This is a genomic window from Amycolatopsis ruanii (genome assembly GCF_003385175.1).
GTDB lineage: Bacteria > Actinomycetota > Actinomycetes > Mycobacteriales > Pseudonocardiaceae > Amycolatopsis_E > Amycolatopsis_E thermalba.
Map to the genome: position 1 here is coordinate 1 of NZ_PQHY01000101.1, position 21,570 is coordinate 21,570.

The 21,570-nt window shown below is 71.2% G+C and carries 22 protein-coding genes, 1 tRNA gene and 3 pseudogenes; 13 read left to right on the forward strand and 13 right to left on the reverse strand.

All coding sequences use genetic code 11. The features are described 5' to 3' along the window. Positions 1–115 (forward strand): integrase core domain-containing protein (locus tag D0D28_RS32240; RefSeq protein WP_162830614.1); only part of this gene is annotated, 115 nt, incomplete at its 5' end. A gap of 13 nt (positions 116–128) precedes the next feature. Here the strand turns inward: D0D28_RS32240 and D0D28_RS32245 are convergent. From D0D28_RS32245 to D0D28_RS32255, 3 genes are read right to left on the reverse strand one after another with little or no spacing between them, the layout of a single operon-like run. Beyond that, positions 129–761 carry a hypothetical protein gene (locus D0D28_RS32245; protein WP_094005841.1) on the reverse strand — a complete coding sequence of 211 codons (633 nt, stop codon included), beginning with the start codon at positions 759–761 and terminating at the stop codon, positions 129–131. A 33-nt stretch (positions 762–794) separates the two neighbouring features. Further along, the gene (locus D0D28_RS32250; protein ID WP_116114881.1) at positions 795–1,808 is read right to left on the reverse strand and encodes an aminotransferase class V-fold PLP-dependent enzyme; all 1,014 of its coding nucleotides are present in this window, start codon (positions 1,806–1,808) and stop codon (positions 795–797) included. A 32-nt stretch (positions 1,809–1,840) separates the two neighbouring features. Continuing rightward, on the reverse strand, positions 1,841–2,536 hold the full coding sequence (locus tag D0D28_RS32255) for a YqeB family protein (RefSeq protein WP_116114883.1): 696 nt from the start codon (positions 2,534–2,536) through the stop codon (positions 1,841–1,843). Positions 2,537–2,603: 67 nt separating this feature from the next. Between D0D28_RS32255 and D0D28_RS32260 the strand changes: the two genes are divergently transcribed. Both D0D28_RS32260 and D0D28_RS32265 read left to right on the forward strand, forming a co-directional pair. After that, on the forward strand, positions 2,604–3,206 hold the full coding sequence (locus D0D28_RS32260) for a TetR/AcrR family transcriptional regulator (RefSeq protein WP_094005838.1): 603 nt from the start codon (positions 2,604–2,606) through the stop codon (positions 3,204–3,206). A 179-nt stretch (positions 3,207–3,385) separates the two neighbouring features. Further along, positions 3,386–4,177 (forward strand): tyrosine-protein phosphatase, encoded by a 792-nt coding sequence (locus tag D0D28_RS32265; RefSeq protein ID WP_094005837.1) that lies wholly within the window; start codon positions 3,386–3,388, stop codon positions 4,175–4,177. A gap of 136 nt (positions 4,178–4,313) precedes the next feature. Here the strand turns inward: D0D28_RS32265 and D0D28_RS32270 are convergent, their stop codons facing one another. Genes D0D28_RS32270 through cysD form a run of 3 tightly spaced genes read right to left on the reverse strand, consistent with a single transcriptional unit; the run spans position 4,314 to position 7,551 of the window. After that, complete coding sequence (locus D0D28_RS32270) at positions 4,314–4,811, reverse strand: pyridoxamine 5'-phosphate oxidase family protein (protein ID WP_233157292.1); 498 nt, start codon at positions 4,809–4,811, stop codon at positions 4,314–4,316. Further along, complete coding sequence (gene cysC, locus D0D28_RS32275) at positions 4,808–6,640, reverse strand: adenylyl-sulfate kinase (RefSeq protein ID WP_094005835.1); 1,833 nt, start codon at positions 6,638–6,640, stop codon at positions 4,808–4,810. Before cysC ends, D0D28_RS32270 begins: the two co-directional genes overlap by 4 nt. Then, positions 6,640–7,551 carry a sulfate adenylyltransferase subunit CysD gene (cysD, locus tag D0D28_RS32280; protein WP_094005834.1) on the reverse strand — a complete coding sequence of 304 codons (912 nt, stop codon included), beginning with the start codon at positions 7,549–7,551 and terminating at the stop codon, positions 6,640–6,642. The genes cysC and cysD overlap by 1 nt, the downstream gene beginning before the upstream one ends. A gap of 58 nt (positions 7,552–7,609) precedes the next feature. Here cysD and D0D28_RS32285 point away from each other — a divergent pair, with 58 nt between their 5' ends. From D0D28_RS32285 to D0D28_RS37755, 5 genes and pseudogenes are all read left to right on the forward strand, one after another. Beyond that, positions 7,610–8,089, forward strand: a complete 480-nt coding sequence (locus D0D28_RS32285) for a nuclear transport factor 2 family protein (protein ID WP_094005893.1) — start codon at positions 7,610–7,612, stop codon at positions 8,087–8,089. Between the two features lie 21 nt (positions 8,090–8,110). Further along, a complete protein-coding gene (locus tag D0D28_RS32290) occupies positions 8,111–9,277 on the forward strand; it encodes a hypothetical protein (RefSeq protein ID WP_094005833.1) in 1,167 nt (388 codons plus the stop codon). Further along, the gene (locus tag D0D28_RS32295) at positions 9,277–10,053 is read left to right on the forward strand and encodes an SDR family oxidoreductase (protein WP_094005832.1); all 777 of its coding nucleotides are present in this window, start codon (positions 9,277–9,279) and stop codon (positions 10,051–10,053) included. The genes D0D28_RS32290 and D0D28_RS32295 overlap by 1 nt, the downstream gene beginning before the upstream one ends. A gap of 11 nt (positions 10,054–10,064) precedes the next feature. Beyond that, on the forward strand, positions 10,065–11,201 hold the full coding sequence (locus D0D28_RS32300; RefSeq protein ID WP_094005831.1) for a sulfotransferase family protein: 1,137 nt from the start codon (positions 10,065–10,067) through the stop codon (positions 11,199–11,201). Positions 11,202–11,268: 67 nt separating this feature from the next. After that, positions 11,269–11,391, forward strand: a pseudogene (locus D0D28_RS37755) (IS982 family transposase); the annotation flags it as partial. Between the two features lie 132 nt (positions 11,392–11,523). On the opposite strand, the gene D0D28_RS32305 reads toward D0D28_RS37755, so the two are convergent. Continuing rightward, positions 11,524–12,369, reverse strand: coding sequence for a helix-turn-helix domain-containing protein (locus D0D28_RS32305; protein ID WP_116114885.1), 846 nt, complete (start codon positions 12,367–12,369; stop codon positions 11,524–11,526). A 99-nt stretch (positions 12,370–12,468) separates the two neighbouring features. Here D0D28_RS32305 and D0D28_RS32310 point away from each other — a divergent pair, with 99 nt between their 5' ends. Next, a complete protein-coding gene (locus D0D28_RS32310; RefSeq protein WP_116114887.1) occupies positions 12,469–13,230 on the forward strand; it encodes an SDR family oxidoreductase in 762 nt (253 codons plus the stop codon). On the opposite strand, the gene D0D28_RS32315 is transcribed toward D0D28_RS32310, so the two are convergent. Next, on the reverse strand, positions 13,227–14,102 hold the full coding sequence (locus tag D0D28_RS32315; RefSeq protein WP_116114888.1) for a phosphatase PAP2 family protein: 876 nt from the start codon (positions 14,100–14,102) through the stop codon (positions 13,227–13,229). The genes D0D28_RS32310 and D0D28_RS32315 overlap by 4 nt on opposite strands. 54 nt (positions 14,103–14,156) lie before the next feature. Here D0D28_RS32315 and D0D28_RS32320 point away from each other — a divergent pair, with 54 nt between their 5' ends. After that, positions 14,157–15,371 (forward strand): amidohydrolase, encoded by a 1,215-nt coding sequence (locus tag D0D28_RS32320; RefSeq protein ID WP_198958244.1) that lies wholly within the window; start codon positions 14,157–14,159, stop codon positions 15,369–15,371. 9 nt (positions 15,372–15,380) lie between these two features. Here the strand turns inward: D0D28_RS32320 and D0D28_RS32325 are convergent, their stop codons facing one another. Next, a complete protein-coding gene (locus tag D0D28_RS32325; protein ID WP_116114890.1) occupies positions 15,381–17,153 on the reverse strand; it encodes a bifunctional homocysteine S-methyltransferase/methylenetetrahydrofolate reductase in 1,773 nt (590 codons plus the stop codon). A gap of 261 nt (positions 17,154–17,414) precedes the next feature. Here D0D28_RS32325 and D0D28_RS32330 point away from each other — a divergent pair. The 3 genes and pseudogenes from D0D28_RS32330 to D0D28_RS37165 all read left to right on the forward strand — a co-directional run bounded on the left by D0D28_RS32330 (position 17,415) and on the right by D0D28_RS37165 (position 18,819). Further along, a tRNA-Ile gene (locus D0D28_RS32330) sits at positions 17,415–17,488 on the forward strand. A 283-nt stretch (positions 17,489–17,771) separates the two neighbouring features. Further along, a pseudogene (locus tag D0D28_RS37160) lies at positions 17,772–17,930 on the forward strand (site-specific integrase); the annotation flags it as partial. Positions 17,931–18,051: 121 nt separating this feature from the next. Further along, a complete protein-coding gene (locus tag D0D28_RS37165; protein WP_240323439.1) occupies positions 18,052–18,819 on the forward strand; it encodes a tyrosine-type recombinase/integrase in 768 nt (255 codons plus the stop codon). Positions 18,820–18,946: 127 nt separating this feature from the next. Here the strand turns inward: D0D28_RS37165 and D0D28_RS32340 are convergent, their stop codons facing one another. The 4 genes and pseudogenes from D0D28_RS32340 to D0D28_RS32350 form a co-directional block, all read right to left on the reverse strand. Then, on the reverse strand, positions 18,947–20,137 hold the full coding sequence (locus D0D28_RS32340) for an IS701 family transposase (protein ID WP_429727760.1): 1,191 nt from the start codon (positions 20,135–20,137) through the stop codon (positions 18,947–18,949). A gap of 206 nt (positions 20,138–20,343) precedes the next feature. After that, positions 20,344–20,700, reverse strand: a complete 357-nt coding sequence (locus tag D0D28_RS35930; protein WP_162831259.1) for a hypothetical protein — start codon at positions 20,698–20,700, stop codon at positions 20,344–20,346. Further along, a complete protein-coding gene (locus tag D0D28_RS32345; protein WP_116114892.1) occupies positions 20,700–20,942 on the reverse strand; it encodes a hypothetical protein in 243 nt (80 codons plus the stop codon). Before D0D28_RS32345 ends, D0D28_RS35930 begins: the two co-directional genes overlap by 1 nt. A 205-nt stretch (positions 20,943–21,147) precedes the next feature. Then, a pseudogene (locus tag D0D28_RS32350) lies at positions 21,148–21,570 on the reverse strand (transposase); the annotation flags it as partial.

Consider the following 21,570-nt stretch of genomic DNA (forward strand, 5'->3'; position numbering starts at 1 on the left):
CACCAGCAACGAGGCACGAGCAGCAGCACTTGCAGCCTGGATCGAGCACTACAACACTGAACGCCGCCACAGCGCACTCGGAGGACGACCGCCCATCAGCCGGCTACCAACCTAACGGCCGGATACAGCTAGGCCCCCGGCGCCAGGTCGAGGGCCTCCTTGCTGATGCGCTGCAGCGTGGCCTCGTCGGAGTGGCCGTCGAAGAACGCGGACAGCACGATGGTCACCGAGCTGCCCGTCACCCGGGACAGGTAGTCGCCGCCGGCGAGTTTCGGCGCGCCGGGGATCTTCGCGGTGCCGTCCCGCACGAGGTCGTTGACGTTGCCGGTGCCGTCGGTGTCGGCGAGCTTCTTGAGCTGCTGCGCCTCCTCCGGGGTGGCCATGGTGACCACCGCGACCGACACCAGCGCGCGCGAGGCGCCGCTGGCGGTCGTGTACAGGGCGCGCGACAGCCGCTGGCACGGGTGCTCCGCGAAGAACTGCTTGACCTGCGAATACGAGTTCGCGGCGCAGTCGGTCGCGGCCACCGGGCCCTCGGTGACGGTGAACTGGAACTCCTTGGCCGGGGCCTGCGCCGCCGGCGGGGCCTCCTCGGCGGAGCCGCCACGCACCAGCCACCACACCAGCCCCGCCACGACCGCGACGGCCACCAGCCCGGCGATCTTCAGCACCGGGGCGCGCCGGGGCGGCGACGGTTCGGCCGGGATGCGGGGCAGCGGCGCGGTGTCACCGCGACCGGGAGGGAACTGCGCACCAACCACGGAGGGACACCGTAGCTCACTCCTCCGGGTGACTCACCGCAACGCGTCCAGAACCCGTTCGACGTCGTCTTCGGTGTTGTAGAGGTGGAAGCCGACCCGCGCCTTGCCCGCGCGGACGCTGGCCGTGACCCCTGCCCGGGTGAGCGCGGCCGGGTCGGCCGCCAGCGCCACGATCGCGCTGCCGCGTCCGGGCAGGCCGAGCCGGGTCAGCAGGGCGTCGGCCAGCTCGACGTTCGGCGCGCGCACCGCCGCCAGGTCCAGCGACGCCAGGTACGGCAGGGCCACCGCGGCGCCGGCGTGCGCGAACCACACCGGGGACAGGTCAACGCGGCGCGCACCCCCGGCCAGGCGCAGCGGCATGCCGTAGGTGGTCTGCCACGGGTCCTCGCCCGCGTACCAGTTGGCCGAAACCGGCACCGTCCGCTCGGCGACGCGCGGGTGCACCGCCAGCCAGGCGCAGCCGCGCGGGGACATCAGCCACTTGTACCCGGCGGCCACCACCCAGTCGGCCCACTCCAGGTCCAGGGGCATCCAGCCGGCGGCCTGGGTCGCGTCGAGGACGACCGGGACGCCCGCGGCTTCGGCTTCGGCGCGCAGCGCGCCGAGGTCCACCAGCGCCCCGTCCGCGGACTGCGCGACGCTGACGGTCACCAGGTCGTGCCCGCGCACGGCGCCGGGCAGCTCGGCGAGGCGCACCTCGGTGATCCGCGCGCCCCGGGCGGCGAACGGGAACGTGGTGCTGGTGAACTCCCCGGCCGCGGTGAGCACCCGGGCGCCTTCGGGCAGCCCGGCCGCGACGCTCGCGAGCAGCTGGGACACGGTCGAGCCGATCGCGATCCGGCCGGACGGCACGCCGACGAGACGCGCGAACGACTCCCGCGCCCGCGCGACGAGCGGCTCGAAGTCGCCCGGCTGGTTGCCGCCGGTGCGCCAGGCTTCGACGGACGCCGCCACCGCGTCGGCGAACGCCGCGGGCGGGATCCCGATGCTCGGGGTGTTCAGGTACCCGGTGGGGACGTCGAAATCGGCTCCGAAGGCTGTGCGCATGCCCGGACGCTAACCGGCCACCCGGGCGGTGGTCACCGCGTTTTCGCCGCGGCCGGACGCCACTGCTGGTCGTGGTGCGCTCGTCGCTCACGCACCACGACGCCGAGGTCCTGGATCTGGTCGCGGAGCGCCACCGCGGTGCCGGCCTCGCCGTCGCGCAGCGCCCGTTCGCGTCGCCGGAGCAGGTCGTGCACCTCGGCCGGCAGGTCCGGCGTGCCGTCCACCCAGGGCCGGAACCGGTCCTCGTCCGGGTCCCGGGTGCCGCGCCAGGGATAGCCGGCGGCCGCGAAGGCCGCCGCGAGACGACGGGCGCCGATGTCGGCCTCGCGGCGCAACAGCTCCCGCCCGTCCGCGCCGCGCAGCACGAGATCCCGCGGGTCGGTGTAGACCGCCGCGATCCGCTCACGCGCGACGAACACGCGGGAGCCGTCCCGCTCGACGGTCACGCCCCGCCCCGTGATCTCCACCGCGGTGGTCTCCGCCAGGACCCGCGCGGCGAGCAACGCCGTGGCGACCAGGCCGGCGGCGGCACCACCGGCCACCAGCCAGGGCACCGGCACGCGGGCCAGCAGGCGCAACGGCCCCGGAGCCGCGCCGAACAGGCCGATCACCCAGCCGGTGACCGGCCGCACCAGGAGCGCCGCGCCGGCGCCGAGCGGCAGCCCGGCCAGCGCGAGCCCCGCGACCAGGGCCCGGGAGACGCGCAGAACGCGCCCTGACTCCGGCATCGTGCTCCCCTTTCCGCCGACGGGGAGACATTAACAGAGTAGCTACTCCACTAACTAGGATGGGGTCATGCCACGCCCCATCGATCCGGTGCGACGGCGAGCCCGGCGGCTGCAGATCATCGACGCGGCGCTCACCGCGTTCGCCTTGCACGGGTACGCCGGTGCCACGACCGCGGAAATCTGCCGGATCGCCGGAATCGGGTCGGGCACGTTCTTCCACCACTTCCCGACGAAGGACTCGCTGCTGGTGGCGATCCTCGAGGAGGGCACCGAGGAGACGCGCCGGTTCTTCGCCGCGCGCGAACCCGGGACCCCGGCGCGGCAGGTCATCCTCGGCTACGTCGGCCACGCGGTCGCCGACCTGGCCGACCCCCGGGCAGCGGGCTTCATCACGGTCGTCGGCGGGCTGACGTCCCACCCGGACATCGCGGCCGCGCTCCGGGCCGACGAAGACACCCTCCGCGCCGCGCTCCGGGAGGTCGTCGCGGAGGCTCAGCACGCGGGCGAGGTGCGGACCGACCTTCCCGCCGACCGGCTCGCCGTCTGGATCATGCTGCTCATCGACGGGTTCGCCGGCCGGACCGCGGGCGGCGGCTTCGAGGCCGCCGCCGAGGCTCCGCTGCTCGTGGAACAGGTCGGGCTGCTGCTGGACGGGCCGCCGGCGGACTGACCCGGCTGCCCGCGCTCGAAGCGTGGTGATCTACCTCATAGACGCGCCCGGATCGCCGCGCGCCGCGGGATGCCGGGCTGGTGGCGGTGGTTGTGGCGGCCCGCGTTCCCGTCGCCCGCCGGGCGCGGTGACCGGGCGCGGCCCTTGGCGGGATCGGCGGCGCGGTGAACGATGGGGGCATGCACTGGCTGGAACTGGAGGGGGCGGCCAACGCCCGCGACGTCGGTGGCCTGCCGACCGAGGACGGCGGCACGATCGCGCCGCGGCGGCTGCTGCGGTCGGACAACCTGCAGGGGCTCACGCCCCGGGACGTCAAGGTGCTGGTGGAGGACCTGGGCCTGACGACGGTGGTCGACCTGCGGGGCACGCCCGAGGTGACGCAGGAGGGCCCCGGGCCGCTGCGGAGCGTCGAGTCGGTGCGGCACCACCACTTCTCGGTGCTGCCGGAGAGCGGCACGGCGACCGACGCCGCCGCCGAGGACGTGGGGGACGCGCTCTACGCGAGCCGCAGGCAGCGGACGCTGGAGCGCTTTCCGGACGACGTGATGACCGCGCTGTACCTGGGGTACCTGGAGGACCGGCCGGACAGCATCGTGGGCGCGCTGCGCACGATCGCCGCGGCGCCGGGGGCGGCGCTGGTGCACTGCGCGGCGGGCAAGGATCGCACCGGGGTGGTGACGGCGTTCGCGCTGACGGTCGCGGGTGTGCGGCGGGAAGCGGTGATCGCCGATTACGCCGCGAGCGGTGAGCGGATCCGCGCGATCCTGGACCGGCTGCGCGCCTCGCCCACATACGCGCCGGACCTGGACAAACGCCCGGACGACGAGGACCACCGCCCCAAGCCGAAGACGATGGAGCTGTTCCTGACCGAGGTCGGCAACCGCTACGGCGGCGTGCTGCGATGGCTGGAGGCGCACAACTTCGGCGAGGCGGACGCGGCCGCGCTGCGAAGCAAGCTGCGCGAGGACTGAGGGGCGCAGGGCGCATCCCACCGGAGCGCACGGCGTGCGCAGACACCCTGCAAGGCAGTGGCGCGCCCCAGCGCAGTGGCGCGGCACTCGCCCAGCGCAGCGGTGCGGGCTCGCGCCACGGCGGCGGCCCCAGTCGCTACCGCGCCACCCCTCCGGCGGTCGTTCCGCCCAGTGGCATCGGGTCCAGGCCGAGTTTGCGGTGGTCCCACGAGCGCACCCGCACCGGGTCCACCCGCACCACCACCCGCTTCCGCAGCATCATCTCCACCGCCGGGCGCAGCTCCTCGCTGTACGGCCCGTAGTACCGCTCGAACACGTTCACCCCGACGGCCCACACCTCGTCCGGGTCCTCGCTGATCACCCCGTGCCCCTCGATCGACACGCCCCGCAGCGCGTCGTACGTCTGGCCGTCCTCCAGCAGCACCGTGATGCGCGGGTCGCGGCGCAGGTTCACCGCCTTCTGCGACTTCGCCTTCGTCTCCAGCCAGATCGCCCCGTCCAGCACGGCGAACCACATCGCCACCAGGTGCGGCGTGCCGTCGGGCCCCACCGTCGCGATCGTCGCCGTCCGGCTGCCCGCCACGAACGCCGCGATCTCCTCCGGAGTCATGCGGATCCCGGCCCGCTGGTTCACGCCCACAGCACACTCCCGTTCACCAGGGTCAGGATCCGCGCCACCGGATCGGGATCGCCCGGCCGCACCACCAGATCCGGCGCCACCGGCGCCTCGTACGGATCGTCGATGCCGGTGAACCCGCGGATCTCCCCCGCCCGCGCCTTCGCGTACATCCCCTTCGGGTCGCGCGCCTCGCACACCTCCAGCGGCGTGTCCACGAACACCTCCAGGAACGGCAACCCGGCCCGCTCGTGTACCTCCCGCACCTGCGCCCGGTCCGCGCGGTACGGGCTGATCAGCGACGCCACCGCCACCACCCCGGCGTCGGCGAACAGGCGCGCCACCTCCCCGACCCGCCGCACGTTCTCCGCCCGGTCCGCGGCGCCGAACCCGAGGTCGGCGTTCAGCCCGTGCCGCAGGTTGTCCCCGTCCAGCAGGTACGCCGGCCGCCCCGCCGCCACCAGGCGCCGCTCCAGCTCCACCGCGATCGTCGACTTCCCCGACGCCGACAACCCGGTCAGCCACACCGTCAGCCCCCGCGTCGCCCGCTCCTCCCGGCCGACCGCCGCCGCGTGCCACACCACCCGGGACGCGGGCAGCGCCGGTCCGGTGATCATCCCCGCCGCCACCGTGTTCCCCGTCGTGTCGTCGACCAGGATGAAGCTGCCGGTGGCCCGGTTGCGCCGGTAGGCGTCGAACAGCAACGGCTTCCGGGTCCGCAGCTGCACCCGCCCGATCTCGTTCAGCGCCAGCGACGTCGCCGACTCCTCGCGGTGCAACGTGTCCACGTCCAGCCGGTAGTCCAGCTTCTGCACCGCCGCGGTCGTCTCCGCCGTGGTGTGCCGGATCGTGTACGTCGCGCCCGGTGCCAGCGAACCGGATTCGGCGAGCCAGCACACCATCGCGTCCAGGTCCGGCCCGGTGTGCGGCCGGTTCGCCGGGCGGCAGATCAGGTCGCCGCGGCCGACGTCCAGCTCCCCGGTCAGCTGCACCGTCACCGCCTGCGGCGGGAACGCCTCGGTGACCGGCATCCCGCCCGGCCCCCAGATCGCGGCCACCCGGCTGGACAGCCCGGACGGCAGCACCACCACCTCGTCCCCCGGCTTGAACACCCCGCCCGCCACCGTGCCGGCGTAGCCGCGGAAATCCCGCCCCGCCTGGCGGATCACGTACTGCACCGGCAGCCGCGCGTCGATCAGGTTCCGGTCGGAGGCGACGTGCACCTCCTCCAGGTGGTGCAGCAGCGACGTGCCCTCGTACCAGGGCATGCTCGCCGACCGGTGCACCACGTTGTCGCCGTGCAGCGCGGACAGCGGGATGAACGACAGGTCCGCCACGTCCAGCTTCATCGCGAACCGGCGGAAGTCCTCGCGGATCTCGGAGAACCGCTCCCGCGACCAGCCCACCAGGTCCATCTTGTTCACGCACAGCACCAGGTGCGGGATTCCCAGCAGCGAAGCCAGGAACGCGTGCCGTCGCGACTGCTGGAGCACCCCCTTGCGCGCGTCCACCAGGATCAGCGCGAGGTCCGCTGTGGACGCTCCGGTGACCATGTTGCGCGTGTACTGGATGTGGCCCGGGGTGTCGGCGATGACGAACTTCCGCCGCGGCGTGGCGAAGTAGCGGTAGGCGACGTCGATCGTGATGCCCTGCTCGCGTTCGGCGCGCAGGCCGTCGGTGAGCAGCGCCAGGTTCGGGTAGTCCTCGCCGCGCTGCCTGCTCGCCCGCTCGACGGCGGCGAGCTGGTCGGTGAACAGCGACTTGGAGTCGAACAGCAGCCGCCCGATGAGCGTGGACTTGCCGTCGTCCACGCTGCCGGCCGTGGCCAGGCGCAGGAGCTGGGGCATCAGAAGTAGCCCTCCTTCTTGCGGTCCTCCATGCCGGCCTCGGAGATCCGGTCGTCGGCGCGGGTCGCGCCGCGCTCGGTCACCCGCGTGGCGGCCACCTCGGCGACGACCTCCGCGGGAGTGCTCGCCGTGCTTTCCACGCAGCCGGTGCAGGTGGCGTCCCCGACGGTGCGGAACCGCACGGTCGCCTCATAGGGCTCCTCGCCGTCCAGCAACCGGAGGAACCCGGTGTGCGCCAGCAGCATCCCGTCGCGCTGCACCACCGGGCGGCGGTGCGCGTAGTAGATCGGCGGCAGCTCGATGCGCTCGGCCGCGATGTAGGACCAGATGTCCAGCTCGGTCCAGTTCGACAGCGGGAACACGCGGATGTGCTCGCCCCGGCGGTGCCGCCCGTTGTAGAGGTTCCACAGCTCCGGCCGCTGGTTGCGCGGGTCCCACTGGCCGAACTCGTCGCGGAAGCTGAACACACGCTCCTTGGCGCGGGCCTTCTCCTCGTCGCGGCGGGCGCCGCCGAACACCGCGTCGAACCCGCCCTCGCGGATCGCCCGCAGCAGCGTGACGGTCTGCAGGCGGTTCCGGGACGCGCGCGGGCCGGTGTCCTCGGTGACGCGGCCGGCGTCGATGTCGTCCTGCACGCGCGCGACGTGCAGCCGCAGGCCCATCCGGTCCACCACCCGGTCGCGGAAGGCGATCACCTCGTCGAAGTTGTGGCCGGTGTCGACGTGCAGCACCGGAAACGGCAGCGGCGCCGGCCAGAACGCCTTCGCCGCCAGCGCGAGCATGACCACGGAGTCCTTGCCGCCGGAGAACAGCAGCACCGGGTGCTCGAAGGTGGCCGCCACCTCGCGGAAGACGTGCACCGACTCCGCCTCGAGCAGTTCGAGGTGGGACAGCTCGTAGAGCGTGGTCACCGGGAAAAATTAGAACACGTTCTTGCCAGCGGTCAACCGGGCGAGCATGCTGGTGCGCATGGACCTTGCCGCGATCGAGGCGATCCGCCGGACCAAGCACGCGTACCTGCGCTGCGTCGACCTCAAACGCTGGGACGAGATCGGCGGAACCTTCACCGAAGACGCCACGGCCGACTACGGCACCCCCACCTACGGCGACCCGATCCGGCTGTCCGGCCGCGCCGCGATCGTGGACTTCCTGCGGACCCGCCTGGGCCCGGAGATCATCACGGTGCACCTGGCCACGCAGCCGGAGATCGACGTGGACGGCGACACCGCGACCGGCACGTGGGCGTTCCAGGACCAGGTGATCGCCACCGAGCACGACGTCGCGATCATCGGCGCCGCGTTCTACGAGGACCGCTACCGGCGAGAGGCCGACGGCGTCTGGCGGATCGCGCACACCGGCTACGTCCGCACCTACGAGGCGATGCTGTCGCTGGCGGACCTGAAGAGCTTCCGGCTCACCGCGAACCGGTGGGCCGTCCCGTCCGCATAGAACCCGTTCTAGGAGTCGCCGGTGCTCACGCAGCCGTTCGCCGAAGCCCTCGCCGAGGCCGAGAAGATCATCCGCGAGGCCCCGCACGTCGACAGTGAACAAGACCTGGTCGAGGGCCTGGACTACCTCGCCGGCAGCATCCGCGCCTCGCTGCAGATGGCCTGGGCCTACGAAAAGGACTTCCCGTTCTTCGTCCGCTCCACCGGCCCGTACACGAAGATGGGCCTGGACAACCCGGACACCCTGTACTTCCACTCCTACCTGCGCGACGACGCCGAATACGTGGTCACCGGGCAGCGCGGCACCACCGCCGACCTGAGTTTCCAGGTGCTCAACGGCAACTACTCGCCGGTGGAGGTGCCGGACAGCCTCACCGCGTTCGACGACCGGGCGTTCGACATCGGCGACGACGGCCGGTTCGAGATCCGGTTCGGGCCGGGGCTCAGCGGCCGCAACCGCTTTCCGCTCGGGCCGGGCTCGGCGATGCTGATCGTGCGGGAGGTGTTCAGCGACTGGGAACGCGAACGCCCCGGCATGATCCGCATCCGGCGCGCCGGCGCCGAAGGGGCCGCTCCCCCGCCGCTGTCCCGGGACACGCTGACCAAGCGCTACGGCGTGGCGGGCAAGATCCTGCTGTCGCGGCTGCGGACGTTCCTGGCCTTCCCCCGGTGGTTCTACCTCGACCTGCCGGTCAACACGATGACCGAGCCGCGCGCCACCCCGGGCGGGCTGAGCACGCAGTTCTCCTCGGCCGGGCACTACGACCTCGACGACGACCAGGCGATGGTCGTGACCGTGCCGCGCTGCGCGGACGCGCCCTACCAGGGCATCCAGCTGGGCAGCATGTGGTACGTCTCGCTGGACTACGCCCACCACCAGACGAGCCTCACCGCGGACCAGGCGCGCGTCGATCCGGACGGCAAGATGCGGTTCGTCATCAGCGAGCGCGACCCCGGGGTGGCGAACTGGCTGGAGCGCACCGGCCACCGCCGCGGGTACGTGCAGATCCGGTGGCAGCGGCTGTCCCGGGATCTCAAACCGGAGGACGGGCCGGAGGTCGAGATCGTGCCGGTGCGCGAACTGCCCGGGAAGCTGGCCTTCTACGAGCAGGCGAAGGTGACCCCCGCGGAGTGGTCCGCCCGGATCGCGGCCCGGCAGGCCGCCACGGCCGCGAGGATGCTGGGCTGATGTTGTTGCGCGACAAGGTGGTCGTGGTCTCCGGCGTCGGGCCCGGGCTCGGCCGGTCGATCGCGGTGGCGAGCGCGAAGGCCGGCGCCGACGTGGTGCTCGCGGCACGCACCGAATCCCGGCTGACCGACATCGCCAAGGAGATCGACGAGCTGGGCCGCCGCGCGATCTCGGTGCCTGCGGACGTCACCAGCGAGGCGGACGCGCGACGGCTCGTCGAGGCCACTGTGGACGCTTTCGGCCGGGTGGACGCCCTGGTGCACAACGCGTTCGCGATCCCGCCGATGACCGATCTGGCGAAGGTGGAGCTGGACGGGGTGCGCGCCGGGTTCGAGGCCGGCTCGATCGCCGCGCTGCGGCTGACCCGGTTGTTCCTGCCCGCGCTGGAGACGGCGGGCGGCTCGGTGGTGATGATCAACTCGGCGGTGCTGCGGCATTCCCGGCAGCCGTACGGGCCGTACAAGATGGCGAAGGCGAGCCTGCTCGCGCTGGCGCAGAGCCTGGCGACCGAGCTGGGGCCACGCGGCATCCGGGTCAACTCGGTCGCGCCCGGCTACATCTGGGCGGACACGCTGAAGTGGTACTTCGGCTACCTCGCCGAGCAGCGCGGCATCACCCGCGACGAGGTCTACGCCGAGACCGCGTCGGGCATCGACCTGCGCCGCCTGCCCGAACCCGACGAGATCGCCGACGCCGTGATCTTCCTGGCCTCACCGATGGCGCGGGCGATCACCGGGCAGTGCCTGGACGTCAACTGCGGCGAGTACCACCACTGAGGAGGCATCCGGTGAGCATCGGGCGCGACAGCGTCGGCACGGTCGAGGACCTGCACGAATCGGCCACCCGGTTCTGCGGCTTGTCCGATTTCGGGGGCGACGAGTACCGCGAGGGCCTGGCCGTGCTGCTGGAGTCCTACGCCCGCGACGCCGGGCTGACGCCGTTCGGCAACAAGATCAAGCGCGCGTTCCTTCGGCAGGCGCTGGTGGCGCGGCTGCTCAGCGAACAGGCGTGGAAGCGGAACCCGGCGCACGCGGACGTGCGGATCGAGCGGCCGATCTTCGTCACCGGGCTGCCCCGCACCGGCACCACCGCGCTGCACCGGCTGCTCACCGCGGACCCGGCGCACCAGGGCCTGGAGGTGTGGCTGACCGAGGTGCCGCAGCCCCGGCCCCCGCGCGAGACGTGGGCGGACGACCCGGTGTTCCAGGGCATCCAGGCAGGGTACGAAAAGCACCACGTCGAGCACCCGGAGTTCCTCGGCGTGCACCACAGCTCGGCCGAGCAGGTCGAGGAGTGCTGGCAACTGCTGCGGCAGTCGGCGAAGTCGGTGTCCTACGAGTGCCTGGCCCACGTGCCGACGTACTCGCAGTGGCTGGCGGCGCAGGACTGGACGGACGCCTACGCGCGGCACCGGCGCAACCTGCAGCTGATCGGGCTGCCGGACGCGGACAAGCGGTGGGTGCTGAAGAACCCGTCGCACCTGTTCGCGCTGGACGCGCTGCTCGCGGTCTACCCGGACGCGCTGGTGATCCAGACCCACCGCGCCCCGGAGACGATCATCGCGTCGGTGTGCAGCCTCAACCAGCAGGCGTCGGCGGGCTGGTCGACGGTGTTCTCCGGGCCGGTGGTGGGCCGTGCGCAGCTGGAGCTGTGGTCCCGCGGCGCGGCGACGTTCAGGCGGGAGCGGGCCAAGCACGACCCGGCGCAGTTCCACGACGTCGACTACGCCGACTTCGTGGCCGACCCGCTGCGGGTCGTCGCGTCGGTGTACGACCACTTCGGACTGCCGTTCACGGCCGAGGCGGAGTCGGCGATGCGGGCGGTGTACGCGGAGAGCACGACCGGCGCGGCGCGCCCCTCGCACCGCTACACGCTGGCGGAGTTCGGCCTGACGGCCGAGGAGGTGCGGGAGCGCTTCGCCTGATCTAGATGAGTGAGTCCTGGGTCTGGGCAGTGTCGGGAGAGGGGTGAAGGGTGTTCGAGATCGGTTTGTGACGACCGACCTGAACACCCTTGTGACCGCACTGCAGGTCGAGATCGATGACCACCTCGGTAAGCCCGCTCGTGTCGGCAGGCCATCCCGGCTGTCGGATGCTGAACTGCTGACCCTGGCCGACAAGAGCTACGCCTCCCGCGAACCGGACACCTACCTCACCACCGCGGTCCGGCACAACCCCCGCGACCAGTCAACCCACCACCCGAACCCTGATCACCAACGACCACTGACCAAGGTCGGACTCACTCGTCTACCGGACCGCGTCGAACCGCTCGGTGCCCACCACGCCGAGCAGCTTCAGCTTCTCCGCCGCCTCGGTGCGCGGCGGGGCCGTGAGCACCAGCAGCATCTGCGACTGGTCCTCGGTGAACAGCACCTGGCAGTCCACCTCGATCTCGCCCAGCTGCGGGTGCACGAGGACCTTGTGGTCCACGAAGCGTTTGGCGACCTCGTGGCGTTCCCACAGGTCCGCGAACTCCGGGCTGGCCTTCGACAGCACGCGCACCAGCTCCCCGGCGCGGGACCGCGGGCCCATCGACCCGAGGGCGGCACGCAGGCCGGCCACCAGCGCGCGGCCCTGGCGGGCGCGGTCGTGCTCGGGGTAGATCAGGCGCTCGGCCGGGTCGGTGAACCAGCGGTAGATCTCGCTGCGTGCCCACCCCGTGAGGTGGGACCGGTCGCCGTAGAGGGCGTCGGCCATGCTGTTCTGCACGAGCACCTCGCCGAGGTTGGACAGGATCAGCGCGGGCGTGTCCGACAGCCGGTCCAGCACCCGCTGCAACGCGGGCGCCACGTGGGCGGCCGCGGCCACCGGGGTGGGGGCGTTGCGGCCGGCGATCCGGAACAGGTAGTCGCGCTCGGTGCCGGTCAGACGCAACGCGCGGGCGAGTGCGGCCAGCATCTGCTCGCTCGGCTGCGGGCCACGCTGCTGCTCCAGCCGGGTGTAGTAGTCCGTCGACATCGCCGCCAGCGCCGCGCCCTCCTCCCGCCGCAGGCCGGTCGCGCGGCGGCGGGGCCCGGCGGGCAGCCCGACGTCCTCGGGCCGCAGCTGCTCCCGGCGTCGGCGCAGGAACGCCGCCAGCTCCACACGATCCATGCCCCCAGTATCCGCACCCGCCCGGCGCGAACCAGGGATCGCCGATCCCCCGATGAGCGATCTCTTCTTCGCGTCCGCCCGGCTGGACAGACTCGGGGCATGGACATCAGCGGAAACACCGTCTTCATCCCCGGATCGACCAGCGGTATCGGCCTCGCGCTCGCGCGGCGGCTGCGGGCCAAGGGCAACACGGTCATCATCGGCGGCCGCCGCACCGAACTGCTCGACGAGCTCGCCGCCGACGGGTTCGACACCGTGCGGATCGACACCGCCGACGCCGGGAGCATCCGCGCCGCGGCCAACGAGGTGATCACCAGGCACCCGGACCTCAACGTGGTCGTCGCGATGGCCGGCATCATGCGTGTGGAGGACTGGCACCACCCGGACGGGTTCCTGGCCTCGGCCGAGGAGACCGTGACCACGAACCTGCTCGGCCCGATCCGGCTGATCGCCGCGTTCATCGAGCACCTGCGGGCCCGGCCGGACGCGACGATCGTGACGGTGTCCTCGGGCCTGGCATTCGCGCCGCTGGCGGCCACGCCGAGCTACAACGCGAGCAAGGCGGCCATCCACATGCTCAGCGAGTCGCTGCGGCTGCAGCTGGCGGACACGACCGTGCGGGTGGGCGAGCTGGAGCCGCCGTCGGTGCGGACGGCGCTGCTGCCCGGCCAGGAGGACAGCGGCTTCGCGATGCCGCTGGACGAGTTCGCCGACGAGGTGATCAAGCTGTTCGAGTCCCAGCCGGACGCGAAGGAGATCCAGGTGGAGCGCGTGAAGTTTCTCCGCTACGGCGAGGCCCGCGGCGACTACGAGCAGGTCGTGGCGACCCTCAACGCCGCCGACCCGCACGGCAAGCACTAGGTCGCCAGCCGCCGCCAGGACAGCAGGAACACCAGCGCCGCGTCCATCGACCCGGCGGAGGCGAACGATCCGGCACCCAGGTGGATCACCCACTCGTCCGCCCCGGGCAGGCCCTCGCGCGCCAGCGGGACTCCCCAGAGGATGCCGCCGAGGGTCAGGCCGGCCAGGGCGGCGACCACGGCGAGGGAGCCGATCACCACCCGGCCGACCCGCCGCTTTCCCTCGTACGGGCGCACCGCGCCCCGCCGCGCCAGCCACCACGACGCGAGCGCCGCCAGCGCGAGGGCGATCGCGTCGGCGGCGAGGGTGTCGGACAGCCGGTGCCACTTCGCGGTGAGCGTGTACTGCCCGATCCCCACCGCCCACGGCAGCACGACCAGCATCACCGCCCCGCGCCACCGGTACGGCGCGACGATCACCGCGGCGAACAGCACGGTCATGGCGACCGTGGTGTGGCCGCTGGGCAGGCTGTTGCCGGCGAAGTCGCCCGTCACCGGCACCAGCGCGGGCCGGACCAGCACGAACCGCTTCAGCACCTGCACGACCACCTGGCCGAGCACGATCACCCCGACCGCCGCGACCGCCAGGTCCCAGCGGCGGCGCAGCGCCCCGGTCAGGGCGATGACCAGCGTCGCCGCGGCCAGCGAGTAGACCGTGATCTCGTCCAGGGCCCGCCACGCCTGCGCGGACTCGGCCGCGTCCGCCTGGTCCGCTCCCCGCAGCGCGGCGTTCTCCAGCGCCTGCCCGGTCGCCGTGCACACGGCGAGCAGGTAGACCGCCACCGCCACCGCGGCCGCCCGGCCCGCGATCACCAGCCACCGCCGCGCCGGAACACCGGCCGTCCGCCGGGCCTCCTCGGTGTCCACCGCCACCCGCCCAGGATGGATCAAGCGGGGCACCGGCGCACGTCGTGCGATCCTGGACCGGTGAACGACCTGTACGTGACCGGCGTGCGCCCGTGGGGCGGTCCCCTGTCCGATGTGGAGATCCGCGACGGCCGCATCGCGGCGGTGACCGCGGCCGGTGCCGCCGCGCCCGCGGGGGTGACCCGTCTCGACGGCGAGGGGCGGCTGCTCGTGCCGTCGTTCTCCGACGTGCACGTCCACCTGGACTCCACGCGGCTGGGGCTGCCGTGGCGCCCCAACGACTCCCCCGGCGGCGTATGGGCGAACATGCTGCACGACCGGGCGCACTGGCGCGAGGCCGAGGCGCCGATGACCGAGCGCTCCACCCACATGCTCGGCCGGCTCATCGCGCACGGCGTCACCCGGGTGCGCGGCTACGCGCAGGTCGACGCCGACTGCAAGCTGGACCGCCTCGAAGCCGTCGTCGCCGCCCGCGAAACCCACGCCGAGCGCGCCGACGTCGAGATCATCGCCTTCCCCCAGGCCGGGCTGCTGCGCGAACCCGGCGTGCCGGAGCTGATGGAGGCCGCGCTGCGCAACGGCGCCGACGTGGTGGGCGGCATCGACCCGTGCGGCCTGGACCGGGATCCGGTGCGGCACCTGGACATCGTGTTCGGCCTGGCCGAGCGGTTCGGGGCCGCCGTGGACGTCCACCTGCACGAACCCGGCGAGCTGGGCCTGTTCAGCCTGGAGCTGATCATCGAGCGGACGCGGGCGCTGGACCTGCGTGGCAGGGTCACGATCTCGCACGCCTTCACGCTCGCCCACACCCCGTCGCCGCGGCTGGACGAGGTGCTGGCCGAGATGGCCGAGCTGGACATCTCGGTCGCCACCGTCGCGCCACCGGGCCGCAACACGCTGCCGCTGCGGCGGCTCACCGAAGCCGGGATCCGGGTCGGCCTGGGCGACGACGGGCAGCGCGACTACTGGTCCCCCTACGGCAACGCGGACCTGCTCGACCGCACCTGGCAGCTGGCGTTCACCAACGGGTTCCGCAACGACGACCTGGTGGAGCACGCGCTGGCCGTCGGCACCTGGGGCGGCGCGACGGTGATCGACCCGTCGCTGCCGCCGCTGCGGGGTGTGGCCGACCGCCCCGGCGTCGCGGTGGGCGACCCGGCCGACCTGGTGCTGCTCGACGGCGAGGCGCCCGCGGCCGCGGTGCAGGACCGGCTGCCACACCGCACGGTGATCCACGCCGGGCGCGTGGTCGCGCACGACCTCGCACTGGTCTGACCCGGACGCTCAGAGCCGGATCGCCGGGTTCTCCTGGCGCAGCAGCGAGGCGACGTTCCCGGGGTGTTCGTCCGCGACCACCACGGCACCCCGGACCAGCTCGCGCGCCCCGTCGAGCAGTTCCGCGGCCAGCGCCAGCCCGACCTCGGCCTCCCGCTCCCCCGCCGCCTCCAGCTCGGACAGCGCGCGCGGCGGGATCATCACGTCCGGGACCTCGTAGGCGAGGTACTCGGCCTCGGCGAACCCGGTCAGCGGCGCGATCGCCACCAGCACCGGGATGTCCACACCGGACAGTTCGGTCGCGATCCGGGACAGGCCTTCCAGCTCGTAGACCGGCCGTGTGATGAGGAACTGCGCGCCCGCGGCGATCTTCGCCTTGGTGCGGGCCAGCTCGGCGTCCGCGTCCTCCGCGCCGGGGTTGACGCGCGCGCCGATGTGGAACGCGGTGCGGGTCGCCAGGGTGAGACCGGTGTGGTCGCGGCCGGCGTTGAGGCCGGCGAGCAGCCCGATCAGGCCCACCGAGTCGACCTCCCACACGCCGTCGGCGCCCGGGTAGTCGCCCAGCGGCGCGGGCGTGCCGGTCTCGCACACCACCGTGCGCAGGCCGAACGCGTGCGCGCCCAGCAGGTCCGCCTGCAGCGCGGCGAGCGACCGGTCCCAGGCGGTGACCGTGGTGATGGTGTCCACGCCCGCCTCGCGCTCCAGGCGGAGGGCCTCGCCGAAGTTGCCGCGCACCAGCGCGAGATCGGCGCCGCGGACGCGCTCGACGTCCTCCGGCTCGCCGTGCGGGGTGACCTGCGCGGCGAGGACGAACCCGGGTCGCGCCAGCCGCCGGGCGAGCGGGCTCTGGGGCGGCGCCGGACGCGGCTTGGGCACCGCCGTCACGGGGTTGGCCTGGCGGGGACGCAGGTCGGCCAGGCGCGCGACGACCTCGCGGATGTGGCTGGGCGTGGTGCCGCAGCATCCACCGATCATCGCGGCGCCGTGCTCGGCGTAGCGGCGGGCGTAGCGGCCGAAGTGCGCGCGGGTGACCGGGTAGCTGAAGCGGCGCCCGGTGCGCCGGGGCATGCCCGCGTTCGGGTGCACGCCCACCGGCAGGTCGGTGGCGTCCTTGAGTTCGCCGAGGATCGCGAGCATGTGCTGGGGGCCGACGGTGCAGTTGGCGCCGACCGCGGTGACCGGCAGGGCGGCGAGCGCCTTGACCACCTCGCGCGGGGTTTCGCCGCCCGGCGTGAGACCGCCGCTGGTGAAGGTCGCCTGGGCGACGATCGGCAGGTCGGTGACCTCGGTGGTCACCGTGATGGCCTCGACCAGCTCGTCGAGGTAGCCGAACGTCTCCAGCACCAGCAGGTCGACCCCGCCGTCGACGAGGGCCTGGACCTGCTCGCGCACGACCTCGGCCCGCTCGTCGGCGCGCACCCCGGCCCGGTGGCTGGAGGAGATCGCGGGCGACACCGCCCCGGCGACGAAGATCGTCCGGTGCACGCCGCGCCGGGCCTGCCGCGCCAGGCGGACGGCGGCGAGGTTGATGTCCCGGGGGCTCACCGAGCACCCGTGCTCGGCCAGCCGCAGCCGGTTCGCGCCGAAGGTGTTGGTGAGCAGGACGTCCGCCCCCGCCGCGACGTAGCTCTCGTGGATCGTGCTGACCAGCTCGGGATTCGAGAGGTTGAGTTCGGGTAGGGCCCGATCGAGCGAATTGCCGGCCACGTGCAGGACGGTGCCCATGGCCCCGTCGAACACCAGAACCCGCTCGGACAGCTGCTCCGCGAACCGACCTCTCACGTACCCTCCCGGCGTCGTTACCTCCGGGCGTGCACGTGCACGAGGGCCCGGCCGGCGCCGCACCCCCACCAGAGCACCGCGCCGCCCGCCATGGGTCCATCCTAGGCGCTGCGGCGGGTCAATTGACCGTTTCGACACCGCAGCTGCACCACCACTGGGCCGTTCGAGTGAGCCGCCCACCGCGGTGGTGGTCGCCGGAGGTGCGATATGTTGTCGTTCACCCCTGACGGGGTGCGGGCGCGGACGTGGCGTGCCCGCCTGGGGCCGGTAGCTCAGCTGGTTAGAGCAGGGGACTCATAATCCCTTGGCCGCGGGTTCGAGCCCCGCCCGGCCCACCGGTTCTGACCAGGCGTTATGTCTCGTTGCTTGATCATCTTGCTGCGTCTTGTCCATGACTCTGTCCATTGACGCGTTCCGCGACTCCGACCCACGCTTGCGTTCATGAGCGAGCCGACAACCAAGGGCGACAACCGCAAGCGCGGCAACATCCGCCAGCGCGGCAAGTCCCTTCAGCTCCGCGTCTACGCCGGCATCGACCCGGTGACCGGGCGGCAGAGCTACCTCACCGAGACGGTCAAGGGCACCGACAAGGCCGCACACCACCACGCGCAGAAGGTCATGACGCGCTTGCAGGCTCAGGTCGACCGCCAGCGCCGCCCCGACTCCTCGGTCACGCTGTCCTACGCGATCGACGAGTGGCTCAAGACCGCGGACATCGAGGCCACCACCCGGCACGGGTACGTGGGCTACATCAACCGCACGATCAACCCCGCCCTCGGCGAGATCGCGGTCAACAAAATCACGGCCCGCGCCCTCGAAACCTTCTACGCCGAACTCCGCCGATGCCGCGTCCGCTGCGACGGCCGCCCTTACATCGAACACAAGCGCGAGGGTGACCATGACTGCAAGGTCGCCAAGTGCACGCCGCACAAGTGCAGCGGCATGGCCAACTCCAGCGTGCGTCAGATCCACTCGATCATCAGCGGCGTCCTCAACGCCGCCGTCCGCTGGGAGTGGATCAGCACGAACCCGGCCCAGATCGCCCAGCGCCCGCGCCAGACAGCTCCACAGCCCGACCCGCCTTCACCCGCCGAAGCCGCCCGCCTCGTCGAGAAGGCGTTCGCGCTCGACGAAGACTGGGGAACCCTCGTCTGGCTCGTCATGGTCCCGCGTCGACCTCGACGAAGGAATCATCGAGATCCGCCGCAGCTACACAAAGCTCCGCGGCGTGGGCCAGGAGAAGGACACCAAGACCCACCAGATGCGCCGCGTCGCCCTGGACACCGAGACGATCGTGCTCCTGCGCGAGCACAAGGCCCGCATGCAGCAACGCTGCCACGAACTCGGCGCCAAGTGGTCGGAGAACTCGTTCGTCTTCACCAGCACCCGCGGAGCCGACCTGAACGAGCCCTACTCCCCCGACGCCGTCTCCAGCCGCTACAAGAAGATGGCAACCCGCCTCGGCATCGACACCCACATCCACGCACTGCGGCACTACTCCGCCACCGAACTGCTCACCGCCGGAGTCGACCTCCGAACCGTCGTCGGCCGCCTCGGCCACGGCGGCGGCGCCACGACCCTGCGCGTCTACGCCGCGTGGGTGGCCGCCGCCGACCGCAAGGCCGCTGAGGTCCTCGGTTCCCGGATGCCAAAACGGCACCCCTAGTACTCCAGCCGCATTTCGTGATGCTTGTGCTGTCTTCGCTGGTGGTGGCTGGTCTTGGCGCGGTGCTGGTGCCGGCGTCGCCAGCGTGACCAGGCCTTGGTCCGGAGCCACGGGGACCTGGTGTGGATCAGATGTGCCAGGAGACGGCGGATTTCGCTGAGGGTGAGCGGGATGAGGCCGCGGCCAGGACTTTTGGGGACACCGCTGCCGTGACCGCGAGATAGGTGTGCGCGAGCATGGCCAGGGTGATGTGGCGATACCAGGCGTCGTAACGCCGGACTTGGTAGTGGTCAAGGCCGACTTCGTTCTTGGCGGTCTGGAAGCATTCCTCGATGGCCCAGCGGGCACCCGCGACCCGGATGAGCTCCTCGTCCGGCGTCGTCGCGGGGGCGCAGCACAGATAGTAGGCGAGTTCGGGTTCGACTCGGGTGGGGGTGATCTGGCGACGGACGAGTAGGCGTCGAGTCCACCCGTCGGGGGTGTGCTTGCCGATGGTGGGGATGGTGGCGGTGGCCCAGTCGTAGAGCCGTGGTCCTTTGGCGCCGTCACCTGCTGAGCGGCGTTTCCAGATCTCGGGTGGCGCTTGGGCGACGAGGTGATCCGCTCGTGCTGTGGCGAACCCGCCGGCGGGTAAGGGCTGACTGCGAGGGACGGCGACGACGTAGCCGATGTTGTGCTGTTCCAGCCAGGATCGGAACTTGTTGTCTTGGCCGTAGGCTTCGTCAGCGGTCACCCATCGTGCGGGGACACCGGCCGCGAACGAGCGGGCGAGCATCGCTTTGGCCAGGGTGGTCTTCGTCGCGAACTCGACCTCGTCCGGCACCGCCGCGTCGCGACAACGCTCACGGTCGGCGATCCAGGATTTCGGCAGATACAGCTCGCGATCGACGAGAGTGCGTCCTTTCGTTGTGGTGTAGGCGAGGAACACGCCGAGTTGGCAGTTCTCGATCCGGCCCGCGGTCCCGGAGTACTGCCGCTGCACCCCAGCGGATTTGGTGCCTTTCTTGAGGAATCCGGTCTCGTCCACGACCAGGACACCGTCCGGGTCGCCGAGGTGTTCCACGGCAAAGGCCCGCACGTCGTCGCGGACACCGTCAGCATCCCAGGCGGCGGCGTTGAGCAGCCGCTGCATGCCATCCGGGGTAGTCTCTCCGGCAACCTCGGCCAGGGTCCAGCCGTTCTTGTCCGCCAACGGCGCTAACAAGCCTCGCACGTAGGCGCGGGCACGTCGGCGAGGCTCGGCCCGGAAGAACCGGCCCGCGACCCGCCCGAACAACTCCTCCAAGCCCGCCGCCCACGCCGAGATGGCCTCATCCACCCACACAAGACCCAGAACCTATCAGAGCAAGATCACGAAGTGCGGCTGGAGTACTAGTGCGCTCCGACCATCCCCGTGGCAACCTTCGGCGTGGCGCGCCTGCTCAAACCGTCCACAGCAGCAGTGCCGAACACGTCCAACTGTCCGGTGGCGGAAACGACTTCAGGCATCCCGCAGCGCCATGCTGCGCTTTCACATAATGATCATCAGGAATAGAACAGTTTGTCCACGATCTGCACCGCCGGATATACCGAAATGTCCAGCGTTCCCGACATGCCAGTTGAAGCAAATTCGGCAACAATATTCCTGGAGTCAGGTCGGGATTCCACCATCAAACGAGTCACCCCTTCCCTGAAACACTCATATGTCACGCATCCACCTGCAGAGATACGTAGAAATATCGAGCGGCCAAGATAGTCGTACGACAACTCTAGATCTTCACCCGTCTCACAGGAGTAGCGCAAGCCCCACGTGTCAACCTCATCAGGGACCGGCTCAGGAACCACCCTCAGTACGTCGAGAAAGTCTCGCTCTTCGGGTACCACAAACTCGCCAATTGCCATCACTGCTTGCCCTTCGGGATCACCGTCGTCAACATCAGCCCCTCGTTGGCCACAAGCCACGCCGACTTCAACTTGATGATACCTCCCGGTCCCATGAAGAGCGATTCGCGCACTTGAGTGACGCCATACTCGTTCTCCTTCAGCCTCAAGATGTTGTCGTCGTTCTGCACAACCTCATTAAAGTGATCTCTGAGCATGGCGCGGCTCACGGGGGTGTCGTAAATACCGATCTTGCCAAACAAGGTCTCATTCTGCTTTGACCGCTCGAAATTCTTCTTGTTACTTGGGTCGGCTCCCCCAAACAGGTAGTCATACTTTCCGGGCGCGATTATCGCTTGTCGTCCGCTATCTCCACACACCCATACCTGCGCCGAGACACTTCCGTCAGCACGCCGCTGAGCGCCAGCTGCGGGTCTGTAACGACATCGGTGTTTTCGGCGTTTGCGGTTAGTACTTCTCGGCGCTCGGCCAGCGGTCACCGAACGTGTTCGCGAACGCGTTCAACGCGGGCTTCCACCGCATCGCCCACCTTGCCTGCCCCTTCCCGGTCGGGTCCAGCGACCGGGTGACCAGGTAGAGACACTTTAACGCAGCTTACTCTGTGGGGAAGTGACCTCGTGCCCGCACGGCCTTACGATACCGCGCGTTCAAGGACTCAATGGCGTTTGTCGAGCACAACTCGCGCGCCAAAAATCTCCGCGAAATGCGCGGAAATCTCGCCCGTCGTCAGCCCTTTCGCATACGTGCTGCCGCGCTGCCAACCGGAACGTATTGCGGATCAAATGAACGATGCACGTCTGAACAATGGTCTGCGGCCACACGTTCGTGACGGTCTCCGGGAGACCTTTGAGGCCGTCGCAGACGAGGAAG